The organism is Streptococcus sanguinis (assembly GCF_008329445.1).
GTDB classification, from domain to species: domain Bacteria; phylum Bacillota; class Bacilli; order Lactobacillales; family Streptococcaceae; genus Streptococcus; species Streptococcus sanguinis_O.
This window is the reverse complement of record NZ_VIBR01000006.1, coordinates 85,308-100,567: the sequence shown is the minus strand read 5'-3', so window position 1 is coordinate 100,567 and position 15,260 is coordinate 85,308. Positions and strand designations below refer to the sequence as shown.

The 15,260-nt window shown below is 45.5% G+C and carries 3 protein-coding genes; all 3 read right to left on the bottom strand.

The genetic code is table 11. The features are described from left to right. Nucleotides 1-3,921 (bottom strand): CshA/CshB family fibrillar adhesin-related protein (locus FKX92_RS11580; RefSeq protein WP_149566377.1); only part of this gene is annotated, 3,921 nt, incomplete at its 3' end. A 208-nt stretch (nucleotides 3,922-4,129) separates the two neighbouring features. Then, the gene (locus FKX92_RS11575; RefSeq protein WP_149566376.1) at nucleotides 4,130-14,596 is read right to left on the bottom strand and encodes a CshA/CshB family fibrillar adhesin-related protein; all 10,467 of its coding nucleotides are present in this window, start codon (nucleotides 14,594-14,596) and stop codon (nucleotides 4,130-4,132) included. A 171-nt stretch (nucleotides 14,597-14,767) separates the two neighbouring features. Continuing rightward, entirely contained in the window at nucleotides 14,768-15,259 is a 492-nt protein-coding gene (locus FKX92_RS11570) for a flavodoxin family protein (RefSeq protein WP_149566375.1), read from the bottom strand. Nucleotide 15,260: the final 1 nt, after the last annotated feature.

The following is a 15,260-nucleotide window of genomic DNA, read 5'->3' as shown; positions in this document are numbered from 1 at the left end:
TGGACTGTAAGTGGCAGTCACTGGTGTGCCGTTCTTATCAACACGTTTCACAGTAACTGGATCTGGCTTCCCTACAAACTGCTTCTCTGGGGTGAAGGTCACTGCGCCATCTGGAGCAATCGTGTATGTTCCTTGACCTGGAATAGTCTTCTCCTTACTTCCATCTCCGAAAGTTGGCTCAACTGTTTCATCAATTGGAACTAGTAGATCACCACCCGCAAAGGTTGGAATGCCAGTTTGTGGAACACCTTGAGGACCTGTGCTCGTTGCACTAGTACCAGTTGGAGTCACTTTCGTCACTGTCGGAGTATAAGTAGCGGTTACTTCAGTTCCATTCTTATCTACACGTTTCACAGTAACTGGATCTGGCTTGCCTACGAATTGCTTCTCTGGGGTGAAGGTCACTGCCCCATCTGAGGCAATCGTGTATGTTCCTTGACCTGGAATGGATTTCTTCTTGCTTCCACCTTCGAAAGTTGGCTCAACTGTTTCATCGATTGGAACCAGTGAATTACCACCTTGGAAGCTTGGGGTGCCAGTTTGTGGCACACCCTGAGGACCAGTGCTAGTCGCATCAGTGCTAGTTGGAGTTACTTGCGTAACGTTTGGCCAATAAACTGCATCTGCAGTAGAACCGTTCTTATCCCTTACACGAAGATGTGCAGGAGTAGGCGTTCCGTAGAAATCAGGAGCAGGTTGGAAGCTAATATCTCCATTAGCTTGAACAGTGTAAGTTCCTTGTAGCTTGCCACTTGCGTCGCTAACTGCCAAGGTATTACCCTGTTGAACCTGCCCATCCACAACGAATTGTGGTCCTGCTGGGTTTAATGGGACTGTTTGTGTTTGGTTATTAACAGTTGCTTGACCTGGAGTAAAGTTAAGCTGGCTAGTTTGAAGTTGTCCTTGAAGCCCAACAGTCTGTGTATCTTGACCTGTTGGAGTTGCGGCCTTAACTTCAGCTTGATAAGCAGCGGTTACTTCAGTCCCGTTCATATCAACACGTTTAACGGATTCAGCACTTGGACGGCCAGTGTAGCTAGGAACTGGTTGGAAGGTTACACGACCTGCGTTATCAACCATATAAGTCCCGACATTCGGAACAACCTTAGTTGTTTGACCGTTATCAAAAGTTGGAGCAACTGCCTCATTAATTGGAACACGATTATCACCTGGAGTGAAAATCAAATTACCGGATTGTTCAGCACCTTGAATACCTTCAGAGTTTGCTCCTTGTGCTGTTGGAACAACACGCGTTACTGTTGGTTGATAGGTTGCACGGTGCTCTGTTCCATCGGTATCATGCAATTGTAGGTTAACAGGTTCAACCGTTCCCACAAATGACTTATTTGGAGTGAAAGTCACACGCCCAGTAGCTGGATCTAACTCAAAGGTTCCCACTTCTTGGCCTTGCGAGGTTGCCTTCACGCTTGTTCCAACAATACGATTGCCATCAGCATCCAAGAAAAAGACAGGATTCGTTGCAGATGGTTGAGCAGGTGCCTTAGCAGGATTGCCATCATTGAAGACAATATCTTGCACTTGAGGTAAACCTTGTGCGTCCGTCGAACGATGTTCCGTGAAATTCAAAACAGTCGGAATATAGCGGGCATCCATATTATTCAACTTATCGTTGATAAGAGGTTCTCCATTATTCTTCGCAATCCAATCTGTACTTGCACCATTAGTATCAACACGGCGGATATTAATTCCTTGAGTAGTACCGATAAAGCCAGTGCTGGGTTCAAATATCACATCCACATTTGCACCCTTGGCTGTTACTTTATATCGTCCCTCAGGAGTACTGTACCAACCGTCGCCATCTGCTGTTAATGTATTGCCAGCATTATCCAAAACAAGAGGTGCTACAGTTGTATCAATAGCTGCTTTCTTGCTTTCATCTTTTTGATCAATACCTTGAGGTGTAAACTGAAGAGTAGCTTTCTGACGCTGGCCGATTATTCCCGTACTTTCTTTCTTTTCTCCCTTCGGTAGATAGGTCAAGATGACTTCTAAGTCTTCAACTTCCCCACTAAAGGCTGTTCCCGTAGGTTTTTCAATATCTCCCTTATTCAGGGCAATGCGGACCCGCATTCCCAGCTTGCTAACTGCAGGATTGGTCATCGCTGGATTATTCTTAAAATTAACAGTATAGTCACCAGCCGTTGTTACTTCAGTAAATTCGCTGGCCTCATTTTCATCAAAAACGCCATTTTGATTGAAATCAATCCAAGCACGGACATAGGCCTTGCTATTGCCATTGGCAGAGGCTTGCAGGCGAACTGAGTAGTCACCATTTTGAAGACGATTAACTCGGAAAAGGTTATTTGTCTTACCAGTCAAATCTGAAGCCAAGAGCTGATCAACCCCTTCGTCTGCGTGATCAGTATCGTCATCATGTCTCCAGTCATTACCCGAAGTAGTATCAATATCAGCTTCAACTCGACCCAAGAATGGCTGAGGAGTTCTTGCACCTGTATTGGCATCATAACCAGAAATAGCATGAACAGCATTTCCATAAGAAGCTGGTGCATCCCCCTCGTCAACTACCATAAAACCAATCATAGCAGCTTGCTGACCAGAAGAAGCAATATAAATTCCAACTTCTAAAGCACCTCGTGTCATCACAATCGGAACTGTGTGATCTTTAGAAGTATTAGGACCAAAGACCTGAGAACCTAAGCCTCCTGTTTTTTGATCTGGATTAGTAAAAGCAGTCCAGTCGATTACAGGTATAGTCGCATTATCTCCTATATATTGACCATATCTGTTAGGGTTCATTGGGTCATAAGTTTCGGTAATTTCCCGACCATCTGGCAGGACACGTTTCCATTCTGCCAAGTGTTCCCATCCTTGGCCATTGGTCGTGAAGATAGCATACTCCCCTGGGTTGGCTTCTTCTCCATCTGACATGATAACCGTTGCTTTTACAGGTTTTCCAAGGTAAGTCGCTTCTACCTTGAATTTTATACCGTAGCTAGCACCATTTTTAGGGACTTGTAATTGAGTCTTTCGACCATTGGTGTTAATCCCTTGGTCTCGGACGGCTGTCCATTGATTCTGTTCCGCTCCTATAATTTTCGGTCTAGCTGAATCTCCTTCGGCTTCTTGCTTTTTATAGTCTTCGTTTACATATCTGAACCAAGTGTTTTTCGCATTCGGATCATAGCTGTTTTCATACGCAGTACCCTTGACGCGGTCACGATAAATCTCTGTTGAGTGGAAGGGTTTTAATTCCGTCACTGTCAGTTTGATACGATAGCCTGGTGAAATTTCTTTTTCATAAACAGTACCAACTTTAAAGGAATCGTCCGTATCTAAGTTGCTGATGGCACTTTTATCACCAAGATCCAGCCAGTTAATCTGCTTCATCAACTCCGTTGGGTTCTTTTTTTCAGAATCAGCCAAAGTAGGCTTCTCAATGGTGTTGTTAGGGTCACCATCTCGCAGACCAGTAGGTGCTGCATCCCGTCTTACCCGACGAGAGCGACTAGGCTGAGGAGTCTCTGCGACTGCTGCTGGTTGAGCAGGAGCTGGTTGGTTGTTCTCCTCAGACTTAACTTCTGCAGAAACAACAGCTGGTGCAGAGGTAGTTTCTGCCCCCGGCTGCTCACTTGTTGACTTGCCGACTGAATCAGACCTTACAGTCGTTACCGCAGACGCATCTTCTGCTTGGGCCGCGAAAGTGGCTGGCTTACTTTCCTCAGCTGGTGAATTTACCGACTCTGCAGTATTTACTGAGGAATCAGCTATACCTGTTTGAGAAACCTCGTTTTGAGTCCCAGAAGAAACAGTCTCATCAGCGCTAACCTGCGCAGCTGCTCCCAAAATAAGCAAGGTCGATAAGAGCACAGAACAAACACCGACGTTCAGTTTTCGAATCGAAAACTTACGCAGGTGAGGATTAAATAAATCTTTTCCCATAATAATCTCCTAAATAATCATTTAAATTGCAGATTTTATTATACACTATTCTATTTTAGTTATCCATATATATAACTATAATTGTAAGAAACTAACATTATAATTAGACACTTTGTTGAAAACAGTCTATTTTTAACAAAAATAGGAAAGATCCATAAACGAATCTTTCCTATTTTGATTTAGCGGTTAGAAGCTAAGTTCTCACCTCTTAGTCTTCAGACTTTTTCTTTCTCTTCTCTAAGCCAATCAGACCCAAACCTGATACTCCCGCAAGTAAGCTTGCAGCTAAGTATGAGGTTTCTTCTGTACCTGTCTTAGGAAGGGATTTTGCACCCTCACTCTTGGAAAGAGACGGTGGTGCAGGCGTAATCGTCCGCTCTGGCTGAACAGGATTTTCTGTCACAGTTGGAACGTAAACCGCTGAAATCGTCTGACCATTACGATCTTTGCGAATCACTGTCACACCGTCAGCTTGACCGACAAAGCCCGTTTCCGGTACAAAAGTCACAGTGCCATCTGGCGCAATCGTGTAAGTACCTTGGCCTGGAACAACCTTTTCAGTACTGCCATCCTCGAAAGTTGGAGGAACAGTTGGATCCACGTCGCCTTCAAAGATTGGTTTACCAGTCTGCGGCTGGCCTTTGAGACCGGTGCTGCCGGTATCTTCTGTGGCAGTACTTCCCAAAACAGTTGGGGTATAGGTAGCCGTCACGGCATTGCCATAAATATCTGAACGCTTCACGACGACTCCGCGAGTAGTTCCGACAAAGTCTGCTTCCGGTACGAAAGTCACTGCCCCCAGCATATTGAAACGATAAGTTCCTTCTCCCGGGACAACCATTTCGGTGCTGCCATCCGCAAAGGTAGGTGCTACTGCCTGGTCAATCGCCCCTTCAAAGGTTGGCGTGCCCGTTTGAGCTTGGCCCTTGCGGCCGCTAGATACACTGTCCTTGCTAGTTGATGGTGCAACTAAGGTAGGAACATAACGAGCTGTAACTGTGGTGCCATTCTTATCGCGACGGACAAGGGTCACACCGCTTCCCTGACCAAGGAAATCAGAATCTGGAGTGAAAGTGACTGTGCCATCTGGTGCGATAGTATAAGTTCCCTGACCCGGAATAGTTTTTTCCTTGCTTCCGTCTTCGAAACTTGGTGCAATCGTCTCATCAATTGGAACCAATGGATCACCTGCTTCGAAGATAGGTTTGCCGGTTTGAACATGACCTTTGATATTTGTAGATGTGGTATCTTTACCAGTTGGGACTACTGCTTTCACTATCGCTTGATATTTGACAATAACAGGAGTTCCGTTAGCGTCTAAACGAATTAATCCCTGTTCTGATGTTTCACCCTTGAATTGTTTTATCGGAGTGAAGGTCACCTTGTTATCTGCATCCACTTCGAACTTACCAACATTTGGCACTTCTTTAATATTCTTTCCGTTACCAAAGAGTGGAGTAGATCCAGCAGGGAATGGAACTAATTTATGTCCTGGCGTGAAAGTCACCTGACCTTTTTGAACCTGACCTTGCAGACCTTCTGTCTTAGTGCCAGTACCTGTCGGAATTACCTTGGTGAACTCTGGGCTATATGTCGCAGTTACTGGTGTGCCATTTTTATCTACTCGTTTCACAGTGATTGGATCTGGTTTGCCTACGAATTGCTTGTCTGGAGTAAAGGTCACTGCGCCATCCGGAGTAATGATGTAAGTTCCTTGACCTGGAATGATCTTCTGCTTGCTGCCATCTGCAAAGGTTGGCTCAACTGTCTCATCGATCGGAACTAGTGGGTCTGCACCTTTGAAAGTTGGAGTGCCTGTTTGTGGGATACCTTGTGGGCCAGTGCTCGTTGCGGTGGTGCCTGTTGGAGTTACCTCTTTGACTACCGCTTGGTACTTAACTGTAACAGAGGTACCATTGACATCAGTGCGAGTCAATTCAAGTTCTGGCGTTTCACCCTTGAATTGTTTGTCTGGAGTGAAAGTAACCTTGCCGTCTGCGTCCACTTCAAACTTTCCAATATTTGGTACTTCTTTAACTGTGGAACCATTATCAAATAACGGAGTCGAACCTGCTGGGAATGGAACAGAATCATGGCCTGGAGTGAAGGTAACTTTGCCTTCTTGAACTTGGCCTTGCAAGCCTTCTGTTTTAGTGCCGGTACCTGTTGGAGTCACCTTGGTAAACTCTGGACTGTAAGTCGCAGTTACTGGAGTACCATTCTTATCCACACGTTTAACAGTGATTGGATCAGGTTTGCCTACAAACTGCTTGTCTGGAGTAAAGGTCACTGAGCCATCTGGAGTAATGGTGTAAGTTCCCTGACCTGGAATGGTCTTTTCCTTGCTACCATCGTCGAAGCTTGGCTCAACTGTTTCGTCAATCGGAACCAATGGATCACCACCTGCAAAGGTTGGGGTGCCCGTTTGAGGAAGGCCTTGTGGGCCAGTGCTAGTTGCGGTAGTTCCTATTGGGGTCACTTTCTCAACAGTAGGTGTGTACTTAGCCGTCACTGGTGTACCATTCTTATCTACCCGCTTAACAACAACTGGGTCTGGTGTGCCAACAAATTGCTTGTCCGGTGTGAAAGTAACAGAACCATCTGGTGCCACTTCAAAAGTACCGATATTTGGAACTTCCTTGCGTTTGCTTCCATCATCAAAAGTAGCTGGAGCATCATTATCCATTGGTACATCTGGATTGCCACTGACAAAGTTTGGCTTACCCGTCTGTGGACGGCCTTGTTTACCAGTGCTAGTTGAGGTGGTACCTGTCGGAGTGACTTCCCTCACTACCGCTTGATATTTGACAGTTACTGGTGTTCCATTGACATCCACACGAGTCAATTCAAGTTCTGGTATTTCACCCTTAAACTGCTTGTCTGGTGTGAAGATCACCTTACCGTCTGCGTCCACTTCAAACTTACCAACATTCGGTACTTCTTTGACAGAAGAGCCATTGTCAAATAACGGCGTCGAACCAGCAGGGAATGGAACTGAATCGTGACCAGGGGTGAAGGTCACTTTGCCTTCTTGGACTTGGCCTTGCAGACCTTCTGTCTTGGTGCCAGTACCTGTCGGAGTAACAGCAGTCACAGTCGCTTGATAGTTGGCCTTAGCCACTGTTCCATTGACATCTGTACGGCTGAGTTCGACTTCTGAAGTTTTGCCTACAAAGGTTTTGACTGGAGTAAAGGTGACATTACCCTCTCCGTCCACTTCGAACTTACCGACTTTGGCAATTTCTTTCACATTCGTGCCAGTGTCAAAGACTGGTCTGCTGTTCTCTGGGAAACCAACTTGAGGACTTCCTGGTTCAAAAGTAACTTTTCCTTTTTGAACTTGGCCTTGAAGCCCCTCTGTCTGAGCACCTGTGGCTCTTGGAGTGACTTTTTCAACAGTTGGTGTGTACTTAGCCGTCACTGGTGTACCATTCTTATCTACCCGCTTAACAGTTATCGGGTCTGGTGTACCTACAAATTGCTTGTCAGGTGTAAAGGTGACAGATCCATCTGGTGCTACTTCAAAGGTACCGACATTTGGAACTTCCTTGCGTTTGCTTCCATCATCAAAAGTCGCTGGAGTGTCATTATCCAGTGGTACATCTGGGTCGCCACCGACAAAATTTGGTTTACCCGTTTGTGGACGGCCTTGTGGGCCAGTACTGGTTGAGGTGGTAGCTGTTGGAGTTACCTCTTTCACTACCGCTTGATACTTGACGGTTACTGATGTTCCATTAGCATCAGTGCGAGTCAATTCAAGTTCTGGCGTTTCACCCTTGAATTGTTTGTCTGGTGTGAAGGTTACCTTACCGTCTGCATCCACTTCGAACTTACCAACATTCGGCACTTCTTTAACTGTTGAATTATTATCAAACAGCGGAGTTGAACCGGCTGGGAATGGAACTGAGTCATGACCAGGCGTAAAGGTCACTTTGCCTTCCTGGACTTGACCTTGCAGACCTTCTGTCTTAGTGCCAGTACCTGTTGGAGTTACCTTGGTAAACTCTGGACTGTAGGTTGCCGTTACTGGAGTGCCATTCTTATCAACACGTTTCACAGTGATTGGATCTGGTTTGCCTACAAACTGCTTCTCTGGTGTGAAGGTCACTGTGCCATCTGGTGTGATGGTGTAAGTTCCCTGACCTGGAATAGTCTTTTCCTTGCTGCCATCTTTGAAGGTAGGCTTGACTGCTTCATCAATCGGAACTAGTGGATCACCACCTGTGAAGGTTGGGATGCCAGTTTGTGGAACACCCTGAGGGCCTGTGCTTGTTGCTGTGGTGCCAGTTGGAGTTACCTTAGTAAACTCTGGACTGTAGGTTGCCGTTACTGGAGTTCCGTTCTTATCAACACGTTTAACAGTGATTGGATCTGGTTTGCCTACAAATTGCTTGTCTGGCGTGAAGGTCACTACGCCATCTGGAGTGATGGTGTACGTTCCTTGACCTGGAATAGTCTTTTCCTTGCTGCCATCGTCGAAGCTTGGCTCGACTGAGTCATCAATTGGAACCAGTGGATCACCACCTGTGAAGGTTGGAGTTCCTGTTTGAGGGATACCTTGTGGACCGGTACTAGTAACGGTGGTACCTGTCGGAGTTACTTCTTTCACTATCGCTTGGTACTTAACTGTAACAGGGGTGCCGTTGGCATCCACACGAATAATTCCTAGTTCTGGTGTTTCACCCCTGAACTGCTTGTCTGGAGTGAAGGTCACAATACCATCTGCATCCACTTCGAACTTACCGATATTCGGAACTTCTTTAATATTTTTTCCGTTACCAAAAAGCGGAGTCGAACCTGCTGGGAATGGAACTAATTCATGGCCTGGCGTGAAGGTGACCTGACCTTTTTGAACCTGACCTTGCAAGCCCTCTGTCTTGTCACCAGTACCTGTCGGAGTAACAGCTGTCACAGTTGCTTGGTAATTGGCTTTTGCTGCTGTACCGTTGATATCTGTACGGCTGAGTTCAACTTCTGGTGTCTTACCGACAAACGTTTTAACTGGTGTGAAGGTAACATTCCCCTCCGTATCAACCTCGAACTTACCGACCTTGGAAATTTCTTTGACGTTCGTGCCAGTATCAAAGACCGGTGTGCTGTCGGTTGGGAAACCAACTTGCGGACTTCCGGCTTCAAAAGTAACCTTGCCTTTTTGAACTTGGCCTTGAAGTCCCTCTGTCTGAGTACCTGTCGCTCTTGGAGTCACTTTCTCAACAGTAGGCGTATACTTGGCTGTCACAGGAGTGCCATTTTTGTCCACTCGCTTAACAACAACTGGAACTGGTGTGCCTACAAATTGCTTATCTGGAGTAAAGGTTACAGAACCATCTGGTGCCACTTCAAAGATACCGACATTTGGAACAACCTTGCGCTTGCTTCCGTCGTCGAAAGTAGCCGGAGTGTCATTATCCAGTGGTACTCCCGGGGTGCCGCTTACGAAGTTTGGCTTGCCTGTTTGTGGGCGGCCTTGCTCACCAGTGCTGGTAATATTTGTTCCCGTTGGAACCACTTCTTTCACTACTGCTTGATATTTGACTGTAACTGGTGTGCCATTCACATCTGCTCGAATCAATGTCAGCTCAGGAGTGGTTCCCTTAAACTGCTTGTCTGGCGTGAAAATAACCTTACCATTCGCATCGACTTCAAATTTACCGACATTTGGCAATTCTTTAACAGTCAAACCGTTATCGAAGAGTGGAGTTGTTTCAGCTGGAAACGGCACAGAATCATGACCTGGAGTGAAGGTAACATGACCTTCTTGAACCTGACCTTGCAATCCTTCTGTCTTATCACCAGTACCTGTTGGAGTTACCTTGGTGAACTCTGGACTGTAAGTCGCGGTCACTGGTGTACCATTCTTATCGACACGTTTTACAGTGATTGGATCTGACTTGCCTACAAACTGCTTCTCCGGCGTGAAGGTCACTGCGCCATCTGGAGCAATGGTGTAAGTTCCCTGACCTGGTATAGCCTTTTCCTTGCTACCATCTTCGAAAGTTGGCTCTACTGCTTCATCAATCGGAACTAGTGGATCACCACCTTGGAAAGTTGGGGTACCAGTTTGCGGAAGACCTTGTGGGCCAGTGCTAGTCACATTAGTACCAGTTGGAGTAACCCTGGTGAATTCTGGGCTGTAAGTTGCAGTAACCGGTGTGCCGTTCTTATCAACACGTTTTACAGTAATTGAATCTGGCTTTCCTACAAACTGCTTCTCTGGTGTGAAGGTCACTGTGCCATCTGGTGCAATGGTGTAAGTTCCCTGACCTGAAATAGTCTTTTCCTTGCTTCCATCTTCAAAGGTTGGCGTGACTGCTTCATCAATCGGAACTAGCGGATCACCACCTTGGAAAGTTGGAGTACCTGTTTGCGGAAGACCTTGAGGACCTGTGCTAGTTACATTAGTGCCCGTTGGGGTTACTGATGTAACCGTCGCGATATAAGTGACTTTCGCTGCAATACCATTTGCATCTTTGCGAGAAATGCTAATTTCTGGTGTTTCACCCTTGAACTGTTTGTCTGGCGTGAAGGTGACATTGCCCTCTCCATCTACTTCAAACTTACCGACTTTAGCAATTTCTTTTACATTCGTACCTGTATCAAAGACTGGCGTGCTGTTGGCTGGGAATCCTACTTTTGGATCGCCAGCTTTAAAAGTTACACGGCCCTTTTGAACTTGGCCTTGCGGACCTTCTGTCTGATCTCCAGTTCCCGTCGGAGTCACAGCGGTCACAGTCGCACGATATTTGGCCTTAGCTACTGTGCCATTGACATCTGCACGGCTGAGTTCAACTTCTGGCGTCTTACCGACAAACGTTTTGACTGGAGTAAAAGTGACATTGCCCTCTCCGTCTACTTCGAACTTACCGACTTTGGCAATTTCTTTCACATTCGTGCCGGTATCAAAGACTGGCGTGCTGTTTTCTGGGAAGCCGACCTGCGGACTTCCTGGTTCAAAAGTAACCTTGCCTTTTTGAACTTGACCTTGAGGGCCTTTTGTCTGAGCGCCTATTGCTCTTGGGGTTACTTTCTCAACAGTAGGCGTATATTTAGCTGTCACAGGAGTGCCATTTTTGTCCACTCGCTTAACAACAACTGGATCTGGTGTGCCAACAAATTGCTTGTCTGGTGTGAAAGTGACAGATCCATCTGGTGCCACTTCAAAGATTCCGACATTTGGAACCACCTTGCGCTTACTTCCATCGTCGAAAGTCGCTGGAGTATCATTATCCAGTGGTACATCTGGGTTGCCACTGACAAAGGTTGGCTTACCTGTCTGTGGACGGCCTTGTTTACCAGTGCTAGTGATGTTTGTCCCTGTTGGAGTTACAGCAGTGACTGTCGCCTTGTAGATAGCTGTAGCTGTGCTGCCATTCCTATCTGTACGAGTAATCCTGATGTCAGGTGTAAGGCCTTTAAATTGTTTCTCTGGAGTAAAAGTTACATTTCCATCCTCATCCACTTCAAACTTACCAACAGTAGGCACTTCTTTAACAGTCAAACCATTGTCAAAGAGCGGAGTTGAGCCAGCTGGAAAGGCCACCGTTTGTTTTTGACCATTGACTTGCGCAGAACCTTCTGTGAAGCTGACTTTTCCTCGCTGAACTTGACCTTGTATATCACTGGTTTCAGCATTCGTCGCACTTGGTGCTGCTGCTTTTACATCAGCCTGATAGGTAGCTGTTACTTCTGTTCCATTGACATCTACTCGCTTGATAGTCTCTGCCGCTGGCCGTCCAGTATAAGTCGGTAGTGGAGTGAAGGTAACTAGTCCTTGATTATCCACCTGATAAGTGCCGACACCATCAACTGTTTTAGTCTGGCTGCCATTATCAAAGGTTGGCAACTTCTTGCTATCAATAGGCACACGATTATTGCCTGGATTGAAGGTCAATTGCCCTGTCTGAACTGCACCTTGAATGCCCTCACTGCTGGCACCTTGAGCAGTCGGTCTAACAGGAGTCACCTTTGGCTGATAAACAGCTTGATGCGGAATACCTTTACCATCAATCATTTGAACAGACACAGGATCTACAGTACCAACAAAGTTTTTGTTTGGTTTGAAAGTAATCTTACCTGTTGCAGGTTGGATTTCAAAACGACCGACTTCCCGACCATTTGATAAAGCTGGAACTCTAGTATCATCTGTAGTCGCTCCATCTGCTTTCACAAATTTCACAGGATTTGCTGCAGTCGGATTTGCCGGAGTTTTGCCAGCATCACCATCATTAAAGACAGGCGTCTTTTCTTGCATTAGTCCTTGAGCATCTGTTGTTTCATATTTAGGAACATTGAGCACGGTTGGTACATAGCGTCCATCCATGGTGTTGAGCTGGTCATTGATGGCTGCTTCAGCCTGATTCTTGGCAATCCAATCCGTACTTGCCCCGTTAGTATCAAAACGACGGATGTTAATCCCCTGAGCTGTACCGACAAAACCTGCCTTAGGCTCATATACCACATCTACATCCGCACCGTTTGCTGTTACTTTATAACGGCCTTCAGCAGTGTTATACCAGCCTTCTGCATCAGCTGTCAGGGCATTTCCTCTCGCATCCAATACAATCGGAGCTTTAGTAGTATCAATCGCTACTCTCTTATTTTCAGTATTTTGAGCAATCCCCTGCGGAGTAAAATGAAGACTGGCTGTCTGTCTCTGATCACGGATTCCAGTACTTTCCTTCTTCTCACCTTTTGGTGGATAAGTCAGTTCAACTTCTAGATCTTCCACCTCACCACTAAATGCAGTTCCGGTTGGCTTTTCAATATCTCCCTTGTTCAAGGCGATACGAACCCGCATTCCCAGCTTGCTAAGTTCAGGATTAGTCATAGCTGGATTCTTCTTAAAGTTGACAGTATAATCTCCCTCAGTTGTTACTTCGGTAAATTCACTGGCTTCATCTTCATCGAAGACACCATTATTATTGAAGTCAATCCAGGCGCGAACATAGGCTTTTTCGTATCCGTTAGCTGAAGCATGGATGCGGAGAGAATAATCTCCGTCGTGCAGACGGTTTACTGGAAAAAGACCATTAGTTTTCCCGACTAAATCATCAGACAAGAGCTGATTAATACCTTCATCGGCTAAATCATTCTGGTCGTCATGCTTCCAGTTGTTTCCAGATGTGGTATCAATATCAGCCGCAACACGGCCCAAGAATGGCTGTGGATTTTGACCGCCAGTTTCTGCATTGTATCTTGAAATAGCATGGATAGCTTTTCCATAGGAATCCGGTGCATCACCTTCATCAATTGCCATAAAACCAATCATCGCAGCCTGCTGACCAGAAGAAGCTATGTAAATACCAACCTCTGAAGCACCACGAGTCATCACAAGTGGAATCGTATTATTTCTAGAAATGTTAGGTCCAAATACTTGACTTCCCAGTCCGCCAGTCTTTTGGTCAGGACTGACATAGGCCTGCCAATGAACCCCAGTACCGTCATCTCCAATAAATTGACCTTCTGTAGTAGGCTTCATTGGCTTATAGGTTTCTGTAATCTCAGTAGTCACACCATTTGCGTCTGTAACTGTACGCTTCCACTCGGCCAAATGTTCCCAACCCTTACCATTGGTTGTAAAGATAGCATACTCACCAGGGTTTGCCTCTTCTCCATCAGCCATGACAACTGTTGCTTTAACAGGTTTCCCACGATATCTAGCTTCAACTTTGAACTTCACACCGTAGTTGGCTTCATCTTTAGGAACCTGCAGTTGAGTCTTACGCCCCTTGGTATCAATTCCTTCTGACTTAATAGCTGAATATTGATTCTGAGCAGCACCAGTAATTTTAGGACGGTAATCATCACCATACCAATACTGATAAGCATAATTATTGCTATTGTTATATTGAAGCCAAGTATTTTTCGCATTGGGATCATAACTGCTTTCGTACTCAGTTCCCTTTACTCGATCACGATAGATCTCTGTCGCATAGAAAGGTTTCAATTCCGTGACAGTCAGTTTGACCACATAGCCCGGAGAAATCTCCTTTTCATATACTGTTCCAACTTTAAAGGAGCCATCTTTATCTAGATTTCTCAATGATTTAGTATCACCAAAATCTAGCCAGTTTACCTGCTTCATCAACTCATCAGAACGTTTCCTCACTGATTCTTCCAGTGTTGGTTTAGAAACTGTAGGATTAGGTGTTGCATCTTGTATAGCAGAGCTAGCTTGACCAGCAGGACTTGCAGTACGGAATGATGTTCCTGCCTCCATTGGCTGACCATTACGATCAGACCTTGGCATAGCCGCAGAACTTGGTTTTGGCGTATATTGCACTGAGTAAGAGCGCGTCCGACTAGCTTCATTAGAGGTCTCAGCTGTCTGATTAGCTTCTTGTGGCTTTTCAGGTGTCGCTTGCTCTGGAGCTGCAACTGGGCTTACCAGCTGATTTTGATCAGCACTTGCTTCTGAGTTAGCTGTTTCAGAAACAGCAGATGTTGCTGTATTCTCAAGAGCAGGCTGACTGACTGGCTGACTCACAGCAGAGTCCGTCGGCTTTTCTGGCAGTGAGATATTATCATCTACAGATCCGCTGGCAGTTTCATCTGCATTGACTGTAGCCGCAGTACCTAAAAGGAAAACGGTAGATAATAATACCGAGCAAACTCCGACATTTAATTTTCGAATCGAAAACTTGTTTAAATGGGGGTTAAATAATTCTTTTCCCATAGAATCTCCTATATTAATATTTAATAGCAATTGGTATTATACAACATTTATATTTAGTTAGCCATGGATATGACTGTAGTTGAGGGGCATAGTGTCCAAAAATAGACACATAAAAAAAAGACTCCATTTTTATAGTAAAAAAAGAAGACTCGCAAACGAATCTTTTCACTTTTAACCTTCTGATAAAACCTTATCTAATTTTTCCTGCAGGGCTGTTAATTCCCAACCTTCGATTTCTTTTAGCTTATGATTAGTCACTGCCAGCCCCTCATATTCGAGTCCGCAGTTCTGGCAAAAGCGACTCATCACGTAGTCCAGCATTTCAATTTCTTTGCTAGGCTGAGAACCTTGCAGGAGGAAAAACACCTTTTTGCCCTTGAGTACTTCCTGCGGCTCATGCACATCAGCTACTCGGTCCAACAAAGTTTTTAGCAGACCTGAAAAAGACCACCAATAAATAGGACTGGTAAAGACCAGTACATCAGCCTGACTCAGTTGCTCATAGACTTGAAAGAACTGGTCGTTTTCTGCTGACTGGCCATATTGCTCAATGTGGTAGTCCACTAATTGAAGAGCCTCATAATCTCTATCCCGCAGAAAAAAGTGCCCCAACTTAAAACTATTACCATTCCTATTCGGGCTGGCGTTTACCAAATAAATCATA